Below are 22,169 nucleotides of genomic sequence, written 5' to 3' on the forward strand. Positions count from 1 at the left end.
TTGTCCGCGCCGTGGTGCACACTGGCCTGATCCGCACCATGCCAGGGAGCGCACCGTGACAGCCTCCACCGTGTCCACCGTGTCAACTGCCACCGCGTCCGAGATGCCCGCCATGCCCGCCATGCCCGTCATGCCCGTCGTGCCGGCCGAGGAGCGAACCCACCGCCACACCCAGGGCGAGGGAGCGCACCACCGCCCCGAGGTCGACCCCCTCGCCGCCCTGCGCACCCCGCAGGACCCGCCCTGGGACGTGTACCTGACGGGCACCGTCTTCCTCGACGTCGTCTTCACCGGCCTCGACTCCGCCCCGGTACGCGGCACCGAGTCCTGGGCCCGCGGAATGGGGTCGAGCCCGGGCGGCATCGCCAACATGGCGACCGCGCTGGCCCGCCTCGGCCTGCGCACCTCGCTGGCCGCCGCCTTCGGCGACGACCACTACGGCGACTACTGCTGGGACGCGCTCGCCCAGGGCGAGGGCATCGACCTGTCCCCGTCCCGCACCGTGCCCGGCTGGCACTCGCCGGTGACGGTTTCGATGGCGTACGAGGGGGAGCGCACGATGGTCTCCCACGGCCACGAACCGCCGCCGGAGGAGCCGTCCCCCGACTGCCCGCCCCGCGCGCGTGCCGCCGTCGCCTCCCTCACGCCCGGTGTCCGCGCCCCCTGGATCGCCCAGGCCGCCGCGCGCGGCACCCGCGTCTTCGCCGACGTCGGCTGGGACGACACCGGCGCCTGGGACCTGGCCGGACTGCCCGACCTCGCGCACTGCGAGGCCTTCCTGCCGAACGCGGAGGAGGCCATGCGCTACACCGGCGCCACCTGCCCGCGCGCCGCCGCGCACGCCCTGACCGAGCACGTGCCGCTCGCCGTGGTGACCCTCGGCGCGGACGGTGCGTACGCGGTCGACCGGCGTACGGGGGAGAGCGCCGAGGTCCCGGCCATCGAGGTGGAGGCCCTGGACCCGACCGGCGCGGGGGACGTCTTCGTGGCCGGCTTCGTCACCGGCACCCTGGCCGGCTGGCCGCTCGCCGACCGGCTCGCCTTCGCGGGCCTGACCGCGGCCCTGTCCGTCCAGGAGTTCGGCGGCTCGCTGTCGGCACCCGGCTGGTGCGAGATCGCCACCTGGTGGCGCAAGGTCCAGTCGGTGGAGAGCCAGGACCCGACGGCCCTGCGCCGCTACGCCTTCCTGGCCGACCTGGTCCCCGACACCCGGCCCGGCTCCTGGCCCCTGCGCCGCGCTGTCCCCACCATCGGCTTCCGCCGCCCAACACCCTGACGGCCGCTGCCCCTCGGGAGCTTCAGAACCCGAGGCGCCGCAATTGCTTCGGGTCGCGTTGCCAGTCCTTGGCGACCTTCACGTGCAGGTCCAGGCTGTATCAATGTGCGGCTACCGCCGCGTGGCGGGGTGTGGCTGTGGGGGTCGGTCGGGTGGTTGCGGGGCCTGGGTCCGGGGTGTCCGGGGCGGGTCAGAACCCGAGGCGCCGCAGTTGCTTCGGGTCGCGTTGCCAGTCCTTGGCGACCTTCACGTGCAGGTCGAGGAAGACCGGGGTCCCGAGGAGGGCCTCGATCTGGGTGCGGGACTTGATGCCGACGTCCTTCAGGCGCTTGCCCTTGGGGCCGATGATGATGCCCTTCTGGCTGGGGCGCTCGATGTAGACGTTGGCGTGGATGTCGAGGAGGGGCTTGTCGGCGGGGCGGTCCTCGCGCGGGAGCATTTCCTCGACGACCACCGCGATGGAGTGCGGCAGCTCGTCCCGTACGCCCTCCAGTGCGGCCTCGCGGATCAGCTCCGCGACCATGACCTGCTCGGGCTCGTCCGTCAGGTCACCCTCGGGATAGAGCGCCGGACCCTCGGGCAGCAGCGGGGTGAGGAGGTCGGCGAGCAGGTCGACCTGCTGGTTCGCCGTGGCGGACACCGGGACGATCTCCGCCCAGGTGATCCCCAGCTCCTGGCCGAGCTGGTCGATCGCGATCAGCTGCTCGGCCAGCGTCTTGGAGTCCACCAGGTCGGTCTTGGTGACGATCGCGACCTTCGGGGTCTTCCTGATCCCCGCCAGCTCCTTGGCGATGAAGCGGTCACCGGGGCCCAGCTTCTCGTTGGCCGGCAGGCAGAAGCCGATCACGTCCACCTCGGCCCACGTGGTGCGCACCACGTCGTTGAGCCGCTCGCCCAGCAGCGTGCGCGGCTTGTGCAGCCCAGGGGTGTCCACCAGGATCAGCTGGGCCTCCTCGCGGTGCACGATGCCCCGCACGGTGTGCCGGGTGGTCTGCGGGCGGTTGGAGGTGATCGCCACCTTCTGCCCGACCAGAGCGTTCGTAAGGGTGGACTTGCCCGCGTTGGGACGGCCCACGAAGCAGGCGAAGCCGGCCCGGTGAACAGTCTCGGCCGGTTCTTCGGATGACTGGGTACGAACGCTCATGGCGCCCATTGTCCCTGATCCCCGAAGCCCCGCCGTACCACGGTCGTCCGCCGGGCCCGCGAGCGTCAGCCCGCGCTCACCGTGGCCCGTACCGTGCCGTCGGGCGAAGCCACCAGTACCGGCGTCCCCGCTCCGCCCAGGTCGCGCACCGCCGCCCGGTCCTCCTCCGACGCCGACTCCGACTCGGTCACCACCGCCGCCGCCTCCAGGGACTTCGCGCCGGAGGCCACCGCCATTGCCACCGCCGTGCGCAGGGCGCTGAGGTGGAGGGAGTCCAGGGCGACCGTGCCGGCGACGTACGTGCGGCCGGTCTCGTCGCGAACGGCCGCGCCCTCGGGCACGCCGTTGCGGGCGCGGGCCGAGCGGGCCAGGGTGACGATCTTGCGGTCCTCGGGGTCGAGGCCGGGAGTCTCGGTGGTCATGGGGTGAGCATACGGAGCCCCGCCGGGCCCCGGGCCGCTCACCCCGCCACCGGGTACATCGCCCCGCGCCGGCCCTCCGGCGAGGCCAGCCACTCCAGCTTCGCCGCCGTGTTCGCCTCCTCCAGCGGGGTGTGCAGCACGATGGTCAGGTCGGGGCGGGCGGGGACCTGGAGCGCCGTCGACTCCAGGCTGAGCAGGCCGACCAGCGGGTGGTCCAGCTCCTTGCGGATCTGCCCCGCGTCCTCGATGTCCCGCTCCTCCCACAGTGCGGCGAACTCGGCGCTGGCCCCCTTCAGGTCCGCCAGCACCTGCTGGAAGCCCTCGTCGTCCGGGTTGGCCGCACAGGTCGCGCGGAACTGGGCGACGACCGTGCGCGCGTTGTGCTCCCAGTTGCGGGCCCGGGAGCGGTAGAGGGGGTCGGTGAAGAAGTCGAGGATGCAGTTCCACGTCGTCTCGGGCCGCATGCCCAGCACCATCGCCGCCGCGTCGTTGTACAGCACGCAGTTGTAGTACCGGTCCATGATGTGCGCCGGATACGGCATCCACGTGTCGATCAGGCGCCGCAGCCCCTCGCACATGTCCCGCTTCGACGGCTCCACCTCGGCCGCGGGCGGGTTCAGCCCCGCCAGCACGTACAGGTGGCGGCGCTCGGTGTTGCTGAGCCGCAGCACCCGGCCGACCGCGTCCAGCACCTGCGGGGAGACGGAGATGTCGCGGCCCTGCTCCAGCCACTGGTACCAGGACGCGCCCACCCCGGCGAGCACGGCCACCTCCTCGCGGCGCAGCCCCGGCGTGCGGCGCCGCGCCCCGCCGTCCGGCAGGCCGACCTCGGCCGGGGACACCCGCGCCCGCCGGCTCATCAGGAACTCCCGCAGTTCACTGCGGCGCCGGTCCCGGCCCGCGGTCCCGGTCCTCGTGATCACGTCCGGCACGTACGCACTCCCCCCGTAGCCATGCTTGTGGTGCCTGCCGGTGCCTGGTGGTGGCACCACCAGAACAATCGGCGTCTCCCCACAACTATTCCGGGGGCCCGACGCTCATGTCCATGGCGATCGACACCACCCCGACTTCCACCCCGGACCCCGTGGCGGCCAAACCGCCCGCTCCACGGCTCTCCGCCCGCGACCGGCTGGTCCTGTTCGTGCTCTGCGCGGCCCAGTTCATGGTCGCGCTCGACTTCTCCGTCCTGAACGTCGCCCTGCCCGTGCTCGGCGCGGACCTCGGCATGAGCACCTCCGCCCTCCAGTGGGCGGTCACCGCGTTCGCGCTGCCGTCCGGCGGGTTCCTGCTGCTCTTCGGGCGCATGGGCGACCTCTACGGCCGCCGGCGGCTCTTCCTCGCCGGGCTCGCGCTCTTCGGCGCCGCCTCCCTGCTGGCCACCCTCGCCTGGGACCCGGCCTCCTTCCTCGCCGGGCGCGCCCTCCAGGGCCTCGGTGCGGCGGCCATCGTCCCGACCGGCATGTCGCTGCTGACGACGACCTTCCCGGAGGGCCCCGCCCGCGACCGCGCCCTCGGCATCTCCGGCACCCTGCTCTCGCTCGGCTTCACCGTCGGCATGGTGGCCGGCGGCGTCCTGACCGACCTGCTGAGCTGGCGCTCCACGATGGGACTGCTCACCCTGTTCGCACTCGTCGTGCTGCCCCTCGCGCCCCGCCTGCTGCCCGAGTCGCGCACTCCCGAGCGGCCCCGCCTCGACGTCCCGGGCGCGGTCACCGTCACCGGCGGGCTGCTCTCCCTGATCTACGCCCTGACCACGGCCGCCGAGCACGGCTTCGGCCGCACCGACGTCCTCGTCACCCTGGCCGCGGGCCTGCTGCTCCTGGCCGCCTTCGTGGCTGTCGAATCGCGCAGCGCGGCCCCTCTCGTTTCCCTGCCGATGCTGCGCCGCCGCACGGTGGCCTGGGGCAACCTGGGCGGCCTGGTCACCTTCTCCATGATGTCGACGGTCGTCTTCGTGCTCACCCTGTACCTCCAGGAGATCGTGGGGCTGAGCGCCTTCGAGACCGGTCTCGTCTTCGGCGTGCAGGGTGTGCTGTCGGTGGTGGCCGGTTCCCTCGCACCCCGCGTCATCGGCCGCTTCGGCGCCCGCCGCACCCTGGTCGGCGCGCTCACCGGGCAGGGCCTGCTGGGGCTGCCCCTGCTGGCGATCGGGGAGGGCAACTGGTCGGTGGTGCTCGCCACGGCGGCGATCTCCCTGGCCAGCATGTGCCACCTGGGCGCGATCATCTCCTACGGCCTGACCGTCACCTCCGGCGTCCCCGACGAGGAGCAGGGCCTGGCGACCGGCCTGGTCACCTCCACCCAGCAGGTCGGCATCACCGTCGGCATCCCGCTGCTCGGCGTGCTGGCCACCACCGCGACGGACCTGCGCTCCGGCGTCCACACGGTGCTGGTCCTGGACGCGGCGATCGTGCTGGCGGCGGCCGTACTGGTCGCGGTGGGGCTGCGCATCAACCGCCCGGCGGGCTCAGGGGCGGTCGAGGCGGAGACGGTCGGCGCGCGGTAGGCCGGCGACGACCAGGTCGTACGAGTCCTCCACCAGCTCCCGGACGACACGGTCCGGGAGCCGGCCCTCGGGACTGCCGTCCGGCCCGGCGCCCACCGTCACCGTGTTCCAGTGCCGCTTGGGGGTCTGGGGGTGCCCCCCAGAGGACACAGCATGTGCCAGCCCGGGACGATCAGCCCCGGGTGGTCGTCGCGCAGCCGGATCGCGTCGTCCGGGTCGCACTTGAGGTTGACCGTGAGCGGGCGCCCGTCCAGCGAGGTCAGCGCGAACATCTTGCCCAGCACCTTGAAGACGGAGGTCTCCGGGTTGAAGGGGAAGTCCTCCACCGAGGCGTTGAAGGACAGGCAGAAGTCGCGCAGTTCCCCGGGGGTCATTCGGACCCGGCCTCCTCGGCCGGCTTCGCCGCGCCCACCGGCTCCACCAGCACCGTCACGATCTTGTTCCGGCGGCCCGCGGCAGCCTCCGCCGTCAGCCGCAGCTCACGGCCGTCGGGCAGCTCCACGATCGACGAAGCCCCGGCGATCGGGACCCGGCCCAGCGCCTTCGCCAGCAGACCGCCGACCGTCTCCACGTCCTCGTCGTCGTACTCGTCCAAGCCGTACAGCTCGCCCAGGTCGCCGATGTCCAGGCGCGCGGTGACCCGGAAGCGGTCCCCGCCCAGCTCCTCCACCGGCGGCAGCTCCCGGTCGTACTCGTCGGTGATCTCGCCGACGATCTCCTCCAGGATGTCCTCGATGGTGACGATGCCGGCCGTGCCGCCGTACTCGTCGATGACGACGGCGACGTGGTTGCGCTCCTTCTGCATCTCGCGCAGCAGGTCACCGGCGTTCTTGGTGTCCGGCACGAAGGACGCCGGGCGCATCGCGGTGGAGACCAGGTCGCTCTCCGCGTCCCGGCTGATGTGCGTCCTGCGGACCAGGTCCTTCAGGTAGACGATGCCGACGACGTCGTCCTCGCTGTCGCCGGTCACCGGTATCCGGGAGAAACCGGAGCGCAGGGCGAGGGTGAGGGCCTGCCGGATGGTCTTGTAGCGCTCGATGACCACGAGGTCGGTGCGCGGCACCATGACCTCCCGCACGAGGGTGTCGCCCAGCTCGAACACCGAGTGCACCATGCGGCGCTCCTCGGCCTCGATCAGGGACTCCTTCTCCGCGTAGTCCACCAGCGCCCGCAGCTCCGCCTCCGAGGCGAAGGGGCCGCGGCGGAAGCCCTTGCCGGGGGTGAGCGCGTTGCCGATGAGGATCAGCAGCGAGGGGATCGGGCCCATGATCCGGGCCAGCGGCAGCAGCACGTACGCCGCGGCGGTCGCCGTGTTCAGCGGGTGCTGGCGCCCGATGGTGCGCGGGGACACCCCGACGGCGACGTAGGAGAGCAGCACCATCACCGCGATGGCGATGAGCAGGGCCTCGGTGGTGTTGGCGAACTCCTGCAAACAGGCGTACGTGACCAGTGCGGCGGCCGCCATCTCGCAGGCGACGCGGACCAGCAGCGCCACGTTGAGGTAGCGCGTCGGGTCGGCGGCGACCTGGGCGAGCTTCTCGCCGCCCCGGCGCCCGGACCGTACCGCCTCCTCGGCGCGGAAGCTGGAGACCCTCGCGAGCCCCGCCTCCGCGCACGCGGCCAGCCAGGCGACCACCACCAGGGCGACGGCACCGGCGACGAGCGGCAGGCTCATGAGACCGTCGGGGCCGGGGACGGGCCGGTCAGGCCCCTCTCCGCACGCCAGCCGTCCACGATCGCGGCCTGCAGACCGAACATCTCGGCCTTCTCGTCGGGCTCCTCGTGGTCGTACCCCAGCAGGTGCAGCACCCCGTGGACGGTCAGGAGCTGCAGCTCCTCGTCCATGGAGTGCTCCGTCGGCGCCTCGGTGCCCTGCTTGGCGGCGACCTCCGGGCAGAGCACGATGTCGCCGAGCAGCCCCTGCGGCGCCTCCTCCTCGTCCTTGGACGGCGGACGCAGCTCGTCCATCGGGAAGGACATCACGTCGGTGGGACCCGGCAGGTCCATCCACTGGATGTGCAGCTGCTCCATGGCGCCGGCGTCCACGACGATCACCGACAGTTCGGAGAGCGGGTGGATGCGCATCCGCGCGAGCGCGTAGCGGGCGATGTCGAGGATCGCCTGCTCGTCGACCTCGGTTCCGGACTCGTTGTTGACGTCGATCGACATGGTCGTGCTGGTCTACTTCCCCTTGGCCTTGGCACCGTGTCCCGGTGTCCGGCCGCCGTTGTGGCCGCCGTTCTCGGTGCCGTTCCTGCTGTCGTACTGCTCGTAGGCGTCGACGATACGGCCCACCAGCTTGTGCCGGACGACGTCCTGCGACGTGAGCCGGGAGAAGTGGACGTCCTCGACGCCGTCCAGGATGTCCTGCACCTGCCGCAGACCCGACTTCGTGCCGCCCGGCAGGTCGACCTGCGTCACGTCACCCGTGATCACGATCTTCGACTCGAAGCCGAGCCGGGTCAGGAACATCTTCATCTGCTCGGGGCTGGTGTTCTGGGCCTCGTCCAGGATGATGAAAGCGTCATTAAGGGTTCTTCCCCTCATGTACGCCAGCGGCGCGACCTCGATCGTGCCCGCCGCCATCAGCCGCGGGATCGAGTCCGGGTCGAGCATGTCGTGCAGCGCGTCGTACAGCGGGCGCAGATACGGGTCGATCTTCTCGTACAGCGTGCCCGGCAGGAAGCCGAGCCGCTCACCGGCCTCGACCGCCGGGCGGGTCAGGATGATGCGGTTGACCTGCTTGGACTGCAGGGCCTGCACCGCCTTGGCCATCGCCAGGTAGGTCTTGCCGGTGCCCGCGGGGCCGATGCCGAAGACGATGGTGTGCTTGTCGATCGCGTCGACGTACCGCTTCTGGTTCAGCGTCTTGGGGCGGATCGTGCGGCCGCGCGAGGACAGGATGTTCTGCGTGAGCACCTCGGCCGGGGTCTCCCGGCCGTCGCTCTCCCCGTTCTCGCTCGCCTTGAGCATGGCGATCGAGCGTTCCACTGCGTCCTCCGTCATCGGCTGCCCGGTGCGCAGCACCAGCATCATCTCGTCGAACACGCGCTGTACGAGAGCGACCTCATGGGTGTCGCCGACGGCGCTGATCTCATTGCCCCGGACATGGATGTCGGCCGCCGGGAAGGCCTTCTCGATCACGCGCAGGAGGGAGTCTCCGGAGCCCAGTACGGTCACCATCGGGTGCTGGGCGGGGACGGTGATCTGTGCTCTTGCCTGCCCCTGCGCGGGGGTGCGAGCTGAGGGTGTCTGAGTCATGGGCCGGCGCTCTAGGCCTGCTCGTCCTCCTCTGCGGCGTCCGCCGCGTGACGGGTGTGTCTGCTGACTCCAGCGTACGACTCCCCGCCGACAGCACCGAGGGGTTTATCCGACCGGTACCCGCCGCTGCCCGTCGAGCAGATCCCGGAACCAGCCGTAGGACGCCTTGGGCGTGCGCGCGAGCGTCGTGAAGTCCACGTGGACCAGTCCGAAGCGGCGGGCATACCCCTCGGCCCACTCGAAGTTGTCCAGGAGCGACCACACGAAGTAGCCGCGCACGTCCACGCCCGCCTCGACCGCCCGGTGCAGGGCGCGCACGTGTCCGTCGAGGTAGGCGATGCGGTCCCGGTCGTCGAGGCCCTCGTAGGAGCAGCCGTTCTCGGTGATCACGACCGGCGGGAGCCGGTCGCCGTAGCGGTCCCGGAAGCCGGTGAGCAGCTCCGTCAGCCCCTCCGGGACCACGGGCCAGCCGAAGTCCGTCACCGGCCGCCCCTCGATCCGGCGCACCGAGAAGGGCAGTTCGGCCGGGAGCGTCACCCCGCCGAACTCGATCTCCGCGCCCTGCGGGGCGCCCACCCGCGTCGGCGCGTAGTAGTTCACGCCGTACCAGTCCAGCGGCTCGGCGATGATCTCCAGGTCGGCCGCCACATCGCCTGGCATGAGGTCCCCGATGCCCTCCGGGTACCGCCCGGTCAGCAGCGGGTCGGCGAACATCCGGTTCAGCAGGAGGTCGTAGAAGTCCGCCGCCTCCCGGTCGGCCGGGTCGTCCGAGGCGGGCCGGACCGGGCCGTGCGAGTTGGCGATGCCGACGTCCGTGGCGCCGGACGCGCGCAGGGCCCGTACCGCCAGGCCGTGCGCCAGGAGCTGGTGGTGGGCGACCGGAAGGGCGTCGAACAGCAGCTCCCGGCCGGGGGCGTGGACGCCCAGGGCGTGGCCGAGCAGGGTGTGCTCGGCGGGTTCGTTGAGGGTGATCCACTTGCCGACCCGGTCGCCGAGCCGCTCCGCGACGACCGACACGTACTCGGCGAACCGGGCGGCCGTGTCCCGCTCCAGCCAGTCCAGGCCCGCCGGCAGGTCCCAGTGGAAGAGCGTCGGCACCGGCCGCACGCCCGCCGCGCACAGCTCGTCCACCAGGCGGTCGTAGAAGTCCAGGCCGCCGGGGGAGTCCACCCGGGGCCAGGAGACCGAGAAGCGGTAGGCGTCCACGCCGAGGCCGGCGAGGAGGGCCACGTCCTCGCGGTAGCGGTGGTAGTGGTCGCAGGCCACCGCCGCCGTCGAACCGTCCTTCACCCGGCCGGGCTCCGCCGTGAAGGCGTCCCACACGGACGGCCCCCGCAGGTCGGCCGCGCCCTCGATCTGGTGCGCGGACGTGGACACGCCCCACAGGAAGCCGTCCGGGAACCGCGGCATCGGCTTCGCCGGCATCAGCTTCGCGGGCATCGCGTCGTCAGTCGCCATGCGCGGATCATCCGTACCCCCGGTAAGGGAAGTCAACGCCCGTGCATCCGACCGGCGTTACGCACCCTCCTTCAGCACCCGCGAGATCAGCGCGCGCTGCTCGTCCGTCAGCCGGGGATCGGCCGCGTACACCGTCCGCCCGTCCACGGTGAGCTGGTAGCTGAACCCGTCCGGCACCCCGACCGGCGGGGTGCTCCGGCCGTCGGCGACCGCCCGCTCGGCCAGGGCGTGCCACTCGTCCGCGTCGGGGCGTCCCTCGGTCTCGACCTCCGCGTGGCGTTCGATGCCCGCGAAGCCTCCTGTGCGCCTCACCTGAATCCGCATGGACCCGTGTCTAGTACGGAACTACCGCGTCCGCACCCCGACCTGCTCCCAGGCCTTGCCGACGGCCTCCAGCTCGTCCCCGTCGCCGTAGCGCTCCCGGGCGGCCTTCACCGTCAGCGTCGCGAAGTCCGCGAACAGCGCGTCCTCGGCCAGCTCGCCGCCGGTCAGCACGTCGTACCAGAGCTGCCCGGCCCGCTCCCAGGCGTGCCCGCCGAGCGCGGTGGCGAGCAGGTAGAAGGCGTGGTTGGGGATGCCGGAGTTGATGTGCACCCCGCCGTTGTCGCGGCCGGTGCGTACGAAGTCGTCCATCGTCGCGGGCTGCGGATCCTTGCCGAGCACGTCGTCGTCGTAGGCCGTGCCCGGCGCCTTCATGGAGCGCAGCGCCTCGCCCGTCACCCGCGGGGCGAGCAGCCCGGCGCCGATCAGCCAGTCGGCCTCCTCCGCGGTCTGGCCCTGCGCGTACTGCTTGATGAGGGAGCCGAAGACGTCGGAGACCGACTCGTTGAGGGCGCCGGGCTGGCCGTAGTAGGTCAGGTTGGCGGTGTGCTGGGTGACGCCGTGGGTCAGCTCGTGGCCGATCACGTCCAGGGCGACGGTGAAGTCGAGGAAGATCTCGCCGTCGCCGTCGCCGAAGACCATCTGCTCGCCGTTCCAGAAGGCGTTGTTGTACTCGCGGTCGTAGTGCACGGTCGCGTCCAGCGGCAGGCCCGCGCCGTCGATGGAGTCGCGCCGGTAGACCTCGAGGTAGTGCTCGAAGGTGGCGCCCAGGCCCGCGTAGGCGCGGTTCACGGTGGCGTCCTGGCCGGGCTCCTCACCCTCGGCGCGCACCTCGCTGCCCGGCAGGTCGGTGCCGTGCCCGGCGTCGTAGATCGTGCGCTGCGGCTTCCCGGGCTCCGCGTCCGCGCGCGGGGCCACCGAGGGGGCGCCGGCGACCGTGGTCAGGCCGCGGCGGGTGCGTTCGAGGGCGTCGCGCTGGATGGTGCGGCGGGCGGGCCCGGCGAGCACGGGGTCCGTGTTCCGGGCGAGCCGGTCGAGGACGTGGGGCGGGACGATCGTGCAGAAGACGGGCTGGAAGCCCCCGTGTGTCGTCATGTCCGGCACTCTCGCACTGAGTGACCGTGCTGTCACTACCCGCAACCACGATCGGTGCACAGGGGCGGGAAGGGACCCCCGTGGCCCGGTCGGGAGTGGTATACCGCACTTTTTGTCCCCTTTCTCACCCCGGTCCCGCATACTGATACGGACCCGCGTGCCCCGCGTGACTCGGCTAGGGTGCTGGGCATCATGCGATTCGGGCTGCTTCTCCTTAGCTGCCGCGGCGAGGGCCTGTAGAGGCCGACTCCCTCCCCGCGGAGCTTGGTGGTGCCGTCGGCCGTCCTTCCGGACACGCGGACGACGCGGACACCGCCGAGATCCGCGGACATCACGAGGAGCCCACGCCATCATGGCCAACCGCCAGCAGCCCAGCCCCATGCCGACCGGCAAGTACCGCGGCTACGACCAGGTCGACATCGCCGACCGCACCTGGCCGAACCAGCGGGTCACCACCGCTCCCCGCTGGCTCTCCACCGACCTGCGCGACGGCAACCAGGCCCTGATCGACCCCATGTCGCCGGTCCGCAAGCGCGCCATGTTCGACCTGCTGGTCAAGATGGGCTACAAGGAGATCGAGGTCGGCTTCCCGGCCTCCGGCCAGACCGACTTCGACTTCGTACGGTCCATCATCGAGGACCCGGACGCCATCCCGGACGACGTCACCATCTCCGTACTGACCCAGGCCCGCGAGGACCTGATCGAGCGCACGGTGGAGTCCCTGAAGGGCGCCAGGCGGGCCACCGTCCACCTGTACAACGCCACCGCCCCGGTCTTCCGCCGGGTCGTCTTCCGCGGCTCGCGCGACGACATCAAGCAGATCGCGGTCGACGGCACCCGCCTGGTCATGGAGTACGCCGAGAAACTGCTGGGCCCGGAGACGGAGTTCGGCTACCAGTACTCGCCGGAGATCTTCACCGACACCGAGCTGGACTTCGCCCTGGAGGTCTGCGAGGCGGTGATGGACACCTACCAGCCCGGTCCGGGCCGCGAGATCATCCTCAACCTGCCGGCCACGGTGGAGCGTTCCACGCCGTCCACGCACGCCGACCGCTTCGAGTGGATGGGCCGCAACCTGTCCCGCCGCGAGCACGTCTGCCTGTCCGTCCACCCGCACAACGACCGCGGTACGGCGGTGGCGGCGGCCGAGCTGGCGCTGCTGGCCGGCGCCGACCGCATCGAGGGCTGCCTGTTCGGACAGGGCGAGCGCACCGGCAACGTCGACCTGGTCACCCTGGGCATGAACCTGTTCTCCCAGGGCGTCGACCCGCAGATCGACTTCTCCGACATCGACGAGATCCGTCGCACGTGGGAGTACTGCAACCAGATGGAGGTCCACCCGCGCCACCCGTACGTGGGCGACCTGGTCTACACGTCCTTCTCCGGCTCCCACCAGGACGCCATCAAGAAGGGCTTCGACGCCATGGAGGCCGACGCGGCCGCGAAGGGCGTCACCGTCGACGACATCGAGTGGGCCGTCCCGTACCTGCCCATCGACCCCAAGGACGTCGGCCGCTCCTACGAGGCCGTCATCCGCGTCAACTCGCAGTCCGGCAAGGGCGGCATCGCCTACGTCCTGAAGAACGACCACAGCCTGGACCTGCCGCGCCGGATGCAGATCGAGTTCTCGAAGCTGATCCAGGCCAAGACCGACGCCGAGGGCGGCGAGATCACGCCGACGGCGATCTGGGACGTCTTCCAGGACGAGTACCTGCCCAACCCGGACAACCCCTGGGGCCGCATCCAGGTGGCCAACGGCCAGACCACGACCGACCGCGACGGCGTCGACACCCTCACCGTGGACGCCACGGTCGACGGTGCGGAGACCACCCTGGTCGGCACCGGCAACGGCCCGATCTCGGCGTTCTTCCACGCACTGCAGGGCGTCGGCATCGACGTACGGCTGCTGGACTACCAGGAGCACACGATGAGCGAGGGCGCCTCCGCGCAGGCCGCCTCCTACATCGAGTGCGCGATCGGCGACAAGGTGCTGTGGGGCATCGGAATCGACGCGAACACTACGCGTGCCTCGCTGAAGGCCGTCGTCTCCGCCGTCAACCGCGCAACCCGCTGACCAGCCGAATCAGCGGTTTGAGGTCCCGCCCGCCGGAAACCGGTGGGCGGGACCCCGTCATATACCGGCCATATATCTGTGATGGTCACGGAAAGGTCTCGTCCTGGGTACTGACTCCACGTCGGTGATGTGGCTAACATCACGCCAGCGCGACGATGCTGTCGCGCCGTTATGGAGGTGCGACGTGCTGCCTGGACGGGGACCGAACGGCCGAGCTGCCCGGCTGCCACGCATCCTGGGCACCCGCACCGCGTGGACGCCCGTCGGCGACGGCGAGTTCTTCTGCCCCGGCTGCGGCGGCGACCGCAACTACGCGCGGCTCACCGGCCGCCGCCGCTTCACCCTGCTCGGCGTGCCCGTCCTGCCCCGCGGCGAGTCCGCGCCGACCGTCGAGTGCGCGGCCTGCCGCCGCCACTACGGCACCGACGTCCTCGACCACCCGACCACCACGCGCTTCTCCGCGATGCTCCGCGACGCCGTGCACACCGTCGCCCTCGCGGTCCTCACCGCGGGCGGCACCTGCTCCCGCACCTCGCTGGAGACCGCGACCGTCGCGGTGCGCGCGGCCGGCTTCGAGGACTGCACGGAGGAGCAGCTGAACGCGCTCGTCGAGGCGCTGGAGGCGGACACCGGCCGGGTCCGCGGCGAACCCTGCGTGCCGGGCCTGGCGATAGAACTGCACGAGGCCCTCGACCCCCTGGCACCGCACCTCGCCGCCGTCGGCCGCGAGTCGATCCTGCTGCAGGGTGCCCGCATCGCCCTGGCGGACGGCCCCTACACCCCCGCCGAACGCGACGCCCTGGCCACCGTCGGCGCGGCCCTGACCCTCTGCTCCGACGACGTGACCCGCCTCCTGGACTCGGCGGGCACGCCCTCCTAACCGGGTGCGAGATCCAGCCGCATGATCTGGCGGTGCACGCCCGGACCGAAGTAGTCCGGACGCAGGCCGCCGTCGGGCTCCTCGGGCCGGAAGCCCAGCGAACGGTAGAGGAAGATGGCGGCGAGGTTGGCGGGCTCCACCGTGAGGCGGACGACCTGTATGCCGTCCCGGCGCAACCGGCTCAGGACCTCCCGCATCAGCTCCCGCCCCAGCCCGTGGCGGCGCCGGTCCACGGTCACGCACAGCCCGAGGATCCAGCTGTCCGCGCCGAGCGTCCGGGTGGCGGCCAGCACGTAACCGCGCAGCCTGCCCGTGCCGTCGTCGAGGACCAGGAAGTGCTCCTCGTACATGTCGAAGAGCTGGCGCAGCAGGAACCCGGGATAGGCGAAGTCCTGGAAGACCTCCTCGTCCAGCCGCCGCAGTTCCGGCAGGTCGGACTCCCGTGCCGTGCGCAGGTCCAGTGGCAGGTCGTCCGGTGGCAGTCCGGGCCGGGTGAGCGGGTCGTGGTGGTCGAGGGAACGTTCCAGCGGTTCGGCGGTCATGCAACCCCCTGGTCTGCGTCAACTCTTGGGCATCCGCGCCGCACTCGGACGAGTGAAGGACTCATGTGGCGGCCAGTGTCTGCTTCTGGCTAGAGTGAGCGTCCAACTTCCCTCATGCAAGGGCGAGTTCGGGTGTGCGACCATGCGCCCGACGTGCGCCGGGCGGATGAGGATGGCGTATTCCCGTACTGGTCCGTAGTGGCTGTGTCACTTACCGTGAACAGTGCTGGGGATTTGTCCAAATTCGAATGGAACGTGGCAGGGTGACTATGGATCGCAACGCCGACGCGCCTTGGTCGAAGTTCGATCCAGAGGTGTACGTGGACAACAACTACCGGACACCGCTCGAAGTCGACCTGCTGATCGTCCGGTTGATGCGCGACTACTTCACCCGCTGCTTCGAGGGCGCCCCCCCGCGCTCCGCGCGCGGCATCGACGTCGGCGCGGGCGCGAACCTCTATCCGGCCCTGTCCATGCTGCCCTGGTGCGAGAAGCTGCTCCTGCTGGAATACGCGCGCCCGAACGTCGAATACCTGGAGAAGCAGCTCGCCCCGGCCGGGTACGACATCGCCTGGGACCCCTTCTGGGACGTGCTGCGCGAGGCCCCCGCCTACGCCGCCGTCGAGCCGAGACCGCTGGTCGCCGACATCGTCCGGGTCGAGCGCGGCAACCTGTTCGACCTGGAGGGCGGCGACCGGCGCTGGTCGCTGGGCACCATGTTCTTCGTCGCCGACTCCATGTCCGAGGCGCCCGAGGAGTTCCACCGCGGCGTGCGCTGCTTCATGAACGCGCTCGGCGAGGGAGCGCCGTTCGCCGCCGCCTTCATGAAGGAGTCCGTCGGCTACCGCGTCGGCGCCCACGACTACCCGGCCTACCGGGTGAACGAGGAAACGGTCGGCCAGAGCCTGGAGCCGTTCACCGGAGAACTGGAGATCCACGATCTGCACCACTCGGTGCGGCCGGGGCACGAGGGAATGCTCCTCGCCCTGGGACGGCGCAATTCGGCGATTGCCGCCCCGTAGGAACGGGGACATGCTCAACGGGGACCATCGCAACGGGGACGTGCCGAACACAGGGCAACGAGGTCTGTACGAGGGGTGCGGGGATGCAGATCAAGCCACGGCAGCACCTGCTGGACATCTGGCAGGCCATGGGCCGTCATTCGTTCGACGACGGGAAGCTGGTCCGGGGGGACACCGACGGACTGAGCAGCGTCGCGGACGCCGAGCGTCTGCTGTGCCTGCTGTATCCGGCCACCGAGGTCCCCGCCTTCCGGCTCGACCAGCCGGACACCACCGAACGTGACGTCCTGCGCGCCCTCGACCGGGTCGGCAGTCGGCTGGAGATCCCGCCCAACCTGATCGCCGCGCTGACCCAGTTCATGCGCACCCACACCGGCACGGACGACAGCCCCACCTTCTCCGGCGGACACTACTTCCGCCCCTCCGAGCCCGGCGGCACGATCAGCCACGAACAGCGCCAGCTGGGCGTGGTCGACTCCTACTCCATGTCCGTCACGCTCTGCCTCGCCACCCTCGGCTTCCTCAAGGTCTACGAGGGCACCACCACCCGGCCCGAGGTCCTCAAGGCCATCGCCGAGCTGCGCGAGGCCACCAACGCCCGGCTCACCTCCGCGATGGTCAGCCTGCTGCGCTCCTTCGCCGTGAACGTCTTCGACGCCGAGTCGGAGCAGGGCAAGCGGCTGATCCAGGTCATCGGCCAGGGCGGACAGTCCGACCGGATCGTCCTCCAGCAGTTCTCCCGCCGGTTACGCCCGCTGCGCGCCACCATCATCGAGAGCCTCTCCCGGGGCATCCAGGTCGACGAGGGCATCCGCGACGAGAGCCAGCTCTTCGAGTGCGGCTGGGCCTGGGGCATCGTCAAGGACGCGCCGACGATCACCGACCTGAACGCCGACGTCCCCGGCCAGCCCGACGGCATCGCCGACCGGCTGCCCTACGTGTACTTCACCGTCGTCGCCCTCGACGGCATCCAGGACCTGTTCTCCGACCGCACCCTCACCCTCGGCCTGCTCGACGAGGACCAGCAGAAGCTCGCCGAGATGCTGCGCCTGCGCTGGGAGCTGAGCCAGCAGTACTGGTCCGCGATCGCCCGCTTCGGCGGCGAGCGCTGGCCCCTGGAGGACCTGCCCTGGCAGACCACCGGCCTGCGCCTGGAGTCCGAGTACTTCTCCCTGACCGTCGCGGCCATCCTCGTCCACGACCTGGTCCGCCGGAAGGCGACCGACGACGACCTCACCCGCACCGTCGCCATCATGGAGCGCCTCGCCGACCGGGGCCGGGTCACCAGCCGCATGACGAAGGACGACCCGACCCTGCTGCTGCACACCCCCGGCGTCACCATGCCGCTCGCCGGGTCCGAGCGCGCCGGCGGCCAACTCCTGTGGCGGATGACCGACTTCTCCGCCCAGCTCCTCAAGCGCATCATCCAGCTCGCCGAACTCTCCCGGAACATCGGCGCCCAGGACCGCCTGCTGCGCCTCGCCGAGCAGTCCTTCGAACACCTGTGGAAGCGGCGCATCGACGAGGAGGAGGGCGCCGGCCTCTGGGACAACATCCAGGCCGTCTACCCCGACGCCCAGGACGCCGGACTGCGCATGTCCTGGAGCATCACCGAGCGCGTCACCGAATGCCTCGTCGCCGCCCGCATCCTGTACGAGCAGCAGCCCATCCGCAGCCCCGAACTGGCCGAGTTCGCACGGGAGCTGCTCAGCGAGGCCACCCACCTCTTCGGCAAGGAGCAACTGGAGGCGTCCGCCGCCCCCGACGGCAGCAGAGCCAGAGCCATGCGGAGCATCGAGAGCCGCCTCGACCACGCCCGCAGCCTGGTCGACGACCGGCCCGCGACCGCCTTCGCCCTGGCCCTGCCCGTGCTCCAGGAACTCGACACCCTGGCCCAGGCCAGGGGCGCCGCCGCCCAGGAGGTGTGAGCGTGCTGGTCTTCGCCGCCTCCGACAAGGGGGGCACGGGACGCTCGGTGACCAGCGCCAACCTGGCCTACCAGCGCGCCCTCACCGGTGACCACGTGGCCTACGTCGACTTCGACTTCGGCTCACCCACCGCCGCCGCCGTCTTCGACGTGCCCGGCGCCATGCGCGGCACCCAGGAGCACGGCCTGCACTCCTACCTGGAGGGCGAGACCTCCGAACCGGTCCGCATCGACGTCTGGCGGCAGACCGAGCACCCCCTGCTGCGCGCCCGCCCCAACCAGTCCGGCCGACTGGTGCTGTTCCCCGGCGACGCGGGCGGCGGCGAGTTCGCCACCGGCGAGGAGGCCCTGGAACGCTGCGTCGACCTGCTGCTCAAGCTCAACGCCGAGTTCGACGTCACCTTCGTCGACCTCAGCGCCGGCCGCAGCTACGCCGTCGACATGGTCCTCGACGCCACCGCCCACCCCCGGATGCGCAACACCCCCTTCCGCTGGCTGGTCTTCCACCGCTGGACCCGCCAGCACGTGATCGCCGCCTCCGGGCTCGTCCACGCCGAGCACGGCATCATCGGCGGCGGCGTCGAACGCGGCCACGACGAGGACGACCTGCGCGCCGCCATCCGCTTCGTGCGAGCCGCCGTGCCCGACCCCGAGTCGCCCCTGTGGTCGCAGGGCTCCACCGCCCAGGCCACCTGGATGCAGGCGTGCGACGAGGCGCTGCGCCGGCTGGCCGCCGAGCACCGCATCGGCGACAGCGTCGTCCTCGGCATCGTGCCGCTGGAACCCATCCTCCAGTGGCAGGAGCAGCTCATCACCGAGGAAGACGTCCTCTCCACCCAGATAGCGAACAAGGAGACCCTGGAGGCGCTGGAGGAGATCGCCCGGCGCCTGACGGACGACACCCACTGGGGGCGGCTGTGACGGAGCCCGTGTTCCGCGAGACCGCCGCCGAGCCGCGCACCCAGTCCGTGCCGCTGGCCCACCTCTCCGTGGAGCTGGGCCACCTCTACATGGAGGACTTCGAGGCCGGACCCGAACGGCTGCGCGCGCACTTCGCCGAAGTACGGCCCTGGGTGGAGGCGGCCCGCACCGCCGCCACCGCCCGGGCCGGCGGCAAGCGGGCCCGGATCAGCACCTGCTTCCTCATCGACGACTACTTCACCCGTTTCTCCACCCCCGCCGAGGTCGTCCCCATGCTCCTCGCGGAGGCCGAGCGGGCCGGACTGGGCGTCGACTACCTGGCCCGCGAGTCCGGCTGCGCCGTCACCGGCAAGGTGCCCGTCGCCGAGGCGGTCGCCGCCCGCATCGTCGAGTCCCCGCCGCCCGGCAGCTACGGCCTGCGCCCGCCCGCCGCGCAGACCGGCTGGCTCGCCAACGGCGAACGCAGCCCCGTCGCCCGCGCCCCGCAGGCCATGAAGCGCGCCGCGCCCTGGCAGCCCCCGCACGAGACCGCCGCCCGCCGCCACTCCGTCTTCCTCGACGTCGAGCTGTGGAGCGACGACGCCGACGGGCAGCGCCTGTGGTCCTGCCCCTTCCTCGCCGCCGTGTGGCAGCTCGCCCGCCTCGGGCTCCTGCGCAGCGAGGGCGAGGCCGTCCTGGCCCCCCAGCCGCACACCGCCACCGGCTTCCCCGACACCTGGGACGAACTGCCCACCCTGCTGAAGCTCAACGAGCGCGCGGACCCCTTCGCCGCCTACCGCACCTGCTCCGTCCTGCCCACCCGCTTCCTGCCCGTCGAACACGCCGTCCGCGTGATCCTCGACCAGATCGAGGTAGACCCGGGAGCACTCGCGCAGGTCGCCGACCGCTCCGGGAAGGAACGCATGGCCGTCCCCGACTCGGTCGCCGACCGCATCTCCTACGTGTACTACTCGGGGCCCTGACATGGCGCCGCGGCAGAGCACCCCGCCCGCCGTCCTCGCCTGCGGCGAGATCCGCACCTGCCTGCTGCCCGCCCGGCAGGCCCTCGACATCCGCTCCGCCGCCCAGCTCCTCGGCCTGCGCGCCGACGAACGCGTGCTGCTCTCCGAACGCCCCGGCCTCTACGCGCGTTCCCCCGACACCCTCACCGGCGTCGACTGCCCCCTGCCCAGCGCCAACGGCGCCCGCATCCGTGCCGTCGGCACCGTCACCGCGCACGCCGCGCTCACCGAGGGCCGCGTCCTGCAGACCTCCGCCCACTGCCGCCTGCCCGGCACCGGACCCGACCAGCGGCGCCCCTGGGGCGAGTACCTGGTGCGGCCCGGCGTGGTCGAACCGCTGGGCAAGCTCCCGCCCGAGGCGGTCGCCCAGGGTGTCCTCGGCGGACCCCGCCAGGGTGACCTCGACGTCGGACTCATCGCCGACGGCCTGCTCACCCGGGTGCTGCGCCACCCCCTGCTCGACCAGCGCCCGCCCTTCCGCTCCCGCCCCACCCGGCTGCGCTGGGCGGCGCTGCCCGCGGCCCCGGGCGAGGGCCCCTCGCTGGAACGGTTCACCCTCGCCGAGGACGAGCTGCGCACCGTACGCCTGCGGGTGCCCGAGGGCACCACCGGCGCCGAACTCGCCGCGCTCTGCGACGACCTGGCCCTGCACGACTGGCTGCTCACCACCGTCGTCCGCATGCTCGACGGCCTCCGCCTCGGCGCCGGGGCCGCCCACGACGCCGGCGCCGTCGTGCGGACCCTGCGTCCGGCCGTCGACCACCTCCTGCACCTGTGGATGCCGGGCGCCCGGGTCGGCCGCGAACTGGCCGCGCTGTGGGACCCGCTGGAGGAGCGTCCCGGCTTCACCCGGCAGTGGCAGGCCCTGGTGCAGCGCATCCGCGACCAGCTCACCCTGCACGCCATCCCCGCAGCCCACCGGGAGGTGGAACCGGCTCCCTGACCGAGCCCGCCGTCCGGCCCGCGCAGCACCGCACGCCTGTCACCGCACGCCTGTCACCGCACGCCCGTCACCGCACGCACATCCCCGCACGATCCGACGCGTATCCCAACGGGGGGAGAGAGCGAGATGAGCACGGCACAGTCACCCCGACCCGACGACACGCCCCGCACGACCAACCCGATCGACCCGAGGGGCGAGTCCCCCTGGACCCGCATGCTGCTGGTCGCGCTGGTCGTCGGCGGCCTCTTCTGGAGCGTCGCGGCCCTCCTCGACCCGGACGACGGCACCCTGCGGCAGTTCGTGGCCGCCGTGCTCTGCGCCGCCGCCGCCCTGGCCGTCCAGTACGTCCTCGGCCTGGCCCCGCGCCCGGCACCGGACCGGCCGGAGGAGCACACCCGGCCGGAGGAGCACACCCGGCTGGAGGAGCACACCCGGAGGGTGGAGGACGCCCTCGCCGAGAACACCGCCGCCGTACGCGACGGACTCAGCCGGTACGACACCGAGCTGAAGTCGGGCCTCACCCGGCACACCGAGGACGTCAAGCAACTGGTCGAGACGCACGTCGCCCAGGTCGACCACGGCCCCGCCGAGGCCGCCCGCACCCTGGACCCGGTCCGCATCGACAGCGTGCCCGACCTGGCCAAGGGCTTCGCCGACGTCCTGCTGCCCAGCCCCTCCATCCTGCACACCTTCGTGCACATGGAGATGTCCCGGGTGGTCGGCCACATGGCGGACCTCACCAACCTGAGCGCCGAGTGCCCCGGCGAGAACCACGACTGGATGCTCACCCTCACCAAGGCCGCCGAGCAGTCCATCCTCGCCACCAGCACCTCCGTCGACCGGCAGTTCTGGAACAGCGAGCCCGCCGGACGCTACCTCGACGCCCAGCAGGCGGCCATCGACGAACAGGGCGTCGCGGTACGCCGCCTGTTCCTGCTGGAGAGCGCCCGCGAACTCGACGACCGGCTGCTGCGGCTGTGCGAGGAGCAGGAACTGCGCCGCATCGACGTCCGCGTGGCCGTCCTGCCGGAACTGCCCCCGCACCTCCAGCGCGGCACCACCAACGACTTCATCCTCTACGACGAGGAGGTGTCGTTCGAGATCGAGCAGGACCTGCGGGACGTCAACGTCCGCACCCGGCTCACCGCACGCCAGGACTACGTACGGGACCGGCTCAAGCGCTTCAGGGAACTCTGGGACGCGGGCATGGGCCTGCGCGAACTGGAGGTGCGCGTCGACGACGAGGAGGACGGGAAATGGGTGGTCGACCAGGCGTGAGGGCCGCCGTACTCCCCCGGGAGTAACGACGGCCCCGTGTCTCCCCGGGCAGTAGCCGAAGGCTCGCCCTCACGCCCGACGCGTCGCCGCCCCGCCGG

At 71.7% G+C, this 22,169-nt stretch carries 20 protein-coding genes and 1 pseudogene; 10 read left to right on the top strand and 11 right to left on the bottom strand.

The window, feature by feature from the left end; translation table 11 throughout:
- Nucleotides 1-55 precede the first annotated feature (55 nt).
- Nucleotides 56-1,276 carry a carbohydrate kinase family protein gene (locus tag ACFV9J_RS27180; RefSeq protein ID WP_385358095.1) on the top strand — a complete coding sequence of 407 codons (1,221 nt, stop codon included), beginning with the start codon at nt 56-58 and terminating at the stop codon, nt 1,274-1,276.
- 190 nt (nt 1,277-1,466) lie between these two features.
- Here the strand turns inward: ACFV9J_RS27180 and era are convergent, their stop codons facing one another.
- The 3 genes from era to ACFV9J_RS27195 all read right to left on the bottom strand — a co-directional run bounded on the left by era (nt 1,467) and on the right by ACFV9J_RS27195 (nt 3,774).
- Nucleotides 1,467-2,420: a GTPase Era gene (gene era / locus ACFV9J_RS27185; RefSeq protein ID WP_385358098.1), complete on the bottom strand. Its 954-nt coding sequence runs from the start codon at nt 2,418-2,420 to the stop codon at nt 1,467-1,469.
- A gap of 65 nt (nt 2,421-2,485) precedes the next feature.
- Nucleotides 2,486-2,842 (bottom strand): cytidine deaminase, encoded by a 357-nt coding sequence (locus ACFV9J_RS27190; protein WP_385358100.1) that lies wholly within the window; start codon nt 2,840-2,842, stop codon nt 2,486-2,488.
- A gap of 38 nt (nt 2,843-2,880) precedes the next feature.
- Nucleotides 2,881-3,774: a helix-turn-helix transcriptional regulator gene (locus ACFV9J_RS27195; protein WP_181849438.1), complete on the bottom strand. Its 894-nt coding sequence runs from the start codon at nt 3,772-3,774 to the stop codon at nt 2,881-2,883.
- 113 nt (nt 3,775-3,887) lie between these two features.
- Here ACFV9J_RS27195 and ACFV9J_RS27200 point away from each other — a divergent pair, with 113 nt between their 5' ends.
- Nucleotides 3,888-5,348, top strand: a complete 1,461-nt coding sequence (locus ACFV9J_RS27200) for an MFS transporter (RefSeq protein ID WP_385358103.1) — start codon at nt 3,888-3,890, stop codon at nt 5,346-5,348.
- Here ACFV9J_RS27200 and ACFV9J_RS27205 read toward each other — a convergent pair.
- From ACFV9J_RS27205 to ACFV9J_RS27235, 7 genes and pseudogenes are all read right to left on the bottom strand, one after another.
- Nucleotides 5,310-5,722: pseudogene (locus ACFV9J_RS27205) on the bottom strand (MmcQ/YjbR family DNA-binding protein). The gene ACFV9J_RS27200 and the pseudogene ACFV9J_RS27205 sit on opposite strands and share 39 nt — an antisense overlap.
- The gene (locus ACFV9J_RS27210) at nt 5,719-7,023 is read right to left on the bottom strand and encodes a hemolysin family protein (RefSeq protein WP_385358106.1); all 1,305 of its coding nucleotides are present in this window, start codon (nt 7,021-7,023) and stop codon (nt 5,719-5,721) included. The pseudogene ACFV9J_RS27205 and the gene ACFV9J_RS27210 overlap by 4 nt, the downstream one beginning before the upstream one ends.
- Nucleotides 7,020-7,517 (bottom strand): rRNA maturation RNase YbeY, encoded by a 498-nt coding sequence (ybeY, locus tag ACFV9J_RS27215; protein ID WP_109032989.1) that lies wholly within the window; start codon nt 7,515-7,517, stop codon nt 7,020-7,022. Before ybeY ends, ACFV9J_RS27210 begins: the two co-directional genes overlap by 4 nt.
- 12 nt (nt 7,518-7,529) lie before the next feature.
- Nucleotides 7,530-8,609, bottom strand: coding sequence for a PhoH family protein (locus ACFV9J_RS27220; RefSeq protein ID WP_385358109.1), 1,080 nt, complete (start codon nt 8,607-8,609; stop codon nt 7,530-7,532).
- Nucleotides 8,610-8,714: 105 nt separating this feature from the next.
- Complete coding sequence (locus tag ACFV9J_RS27225; RefSeq protein ID WP_385358112.1) at nt 8,715-10,067, bottom strand: GH1 family beta-glucosidase; 1,353 nt, start codon at nt 10,065-10,067, stop codon at nt 8,715-8,717.
- Nucleotides 10,068-10,124: 57 nt separating this feature from the next.
- A complete protein-coding gene (locus tag ACFV9J_RS27230; protein WP_385358114.1) occupies nt 10,125-10,391 on the bottom strand; it encodes a protealysin inhibitor emfourin in 267 nt (88 codons plus the stop codon).
- A gap of 21 nt (nt 10,392-10,412) precedes the next feature.
- Complete coding sequence (locus ACFV9J_RS27235; RefSeq protein ID WP_385358117.1) at nt 10,413-11,483, bottom strand: M4 family metallopeptidase; 1,071 nt, start codon at nt 11,481-11,483, stop codon at nt 10,413-10,415.
- Nucleotides 11,484-11,835: 352 nt separating this feature from the next.
- Here ACFV9J_RS27235 and leuA point away from each other — a divergent pair, with 352 nt between their 5' ends.
- The gene (gene leuA, locus ACFV9J_RS27240; RefSeq protein WP_385358119.1) at nt 11,836-13,557 is read left to right on the top strand and encodes a 2-isopropylmalate synthase; all 1,722 of its coding nucleotides are present in this window, start codon (nt 11,836-11,838) and stop codon (nt 13,555-13,557) included.
- Nucleotides 13,558-13,741: 184 nt separating this feature from the next.
- Entirely contained in the window at nt 13,742-14,437 is a 696-nt protein-coding gene (locus tag ACFV9J_RS27245; protein ID WP_385358122.1) for a TerB family tellurite resistance protein, read from the top strand.
- Here ACFV9J_RS27245 and ACFV9J_RS27250 read toward each other — a convergent pair.
- A complete protein-coding gene (locus tag ACFV9J_RS27250; RefSeq protein ID WP_385358124.1) occupies nt 14,434-14,979 on the bottom strand; it encodes a GNAT family N-acetyltransferase in 546 nt (181 codons plus the stop codon). The genes ACFV9J_RS27245 and ACFV9J_RS27250 overlap by 4 nt on opposite strands.
- A gap of 248 nt (nt 14,980-15,227) precedes the next feature.
- Between ACFV9J_RS27250 and ACFV9J_RS27255 the strand changes: the two genes are divergently transcribed.
- The 6 genes from ACFV9J_RS27255 to ACFV9J_RS27280 all read left to right on the top strand — a co-directional run bounded on the left by ACFV9J_RS27255 (nt 15,228) and on the right by ACFV9J_RS27280 (nt 22,071).
- Complete coding sequence (locus ACFV9J_RS27255; RefSeq protein WP_361000662.1) at nt 15,228-16,001, top strand: SCO2525 family SAM-dependent methyltransferase; 774 nt, start codon at nt 15,228-15,230, stop codon at nt 15,999-16,001.
- An 83-nt stretch (nt 16,002-16,084) separates the two neighbouring features.
- Nucleotides 16,085-17,929 (top strand): SCO2524 family protein, encoded by a 1,845-nt coding sequence (locus ACFV9J_RS27260; RefSeq protein ID WP_385358127.1) that lies wholly within the window; start codon nt 16,085-16,087, stop codon nt 17,927-17,929.
- 2 nt (nt 17,930-17,931) lie between these two features.
- The gene (locus ACFV9J_RS27265; RefSeq protein WP_385358190.1) at nt 17,932-18,849 is read left to right on the top strand and encodes an SCO2523 family variant P-loop protein; all 918 of its coding nucleotides are present in this window, start codon (nt 17,932-17,934) and stop codon (nt 18,847-18,849) included.
- Nucleotides 18,846-19,811, top strand: coding sequence for an SCO2522 family protein (locus ACFV9J_RS27270; protein ID WP_385358130.1), 966 nt, complete (start codon nt 18,846-18,848; stop codon nt 19,809-19,811). Before ACFV9J_RS27265 ends, ACFV9J_RS27270 begins: the two co-directional genes overlap by 4 nt.
- A gap of 1 nt (nt 19,812) precedes the next feature.
- Entirely contained in the window at nt 19,813-20,793 is a 981-nt protein-coding gene (locus ACFV9J_RS27275; RefSeq protein WP_385358133.1) for an SCO2521 family protein, read from the top strand.
- 126 nt (nt 20,794-20,919) lie between these two features.
- Nucleotides 20,920-22,071 carry a hypothetical protein gene (locus ACFV9J_RS27280; RefSeq protein ID WP_385358136.1) on the top strand — a complete coding sequence of 384 codons (1,152 nt, stop codon included), beginning with the start codon at nt 20,920-20,922 and terminating at the stop codon, nt 22,069-22,071.
- Nucleotides 22,072-22,169: the final 98 nt, after the last annotated feature.

Origin of the sequence: Streptomyces sp. NPDC059906, assembly GCF_042730645.1 — a bacterium.
In the GTDB taxonomy this organism is placed as follows: Bacteria; Actinomycetota; Actinomycetes; order Streptomycetales; family Streptomycetaceae; genus Streptomyces; species Streptomyces rubrogriseus.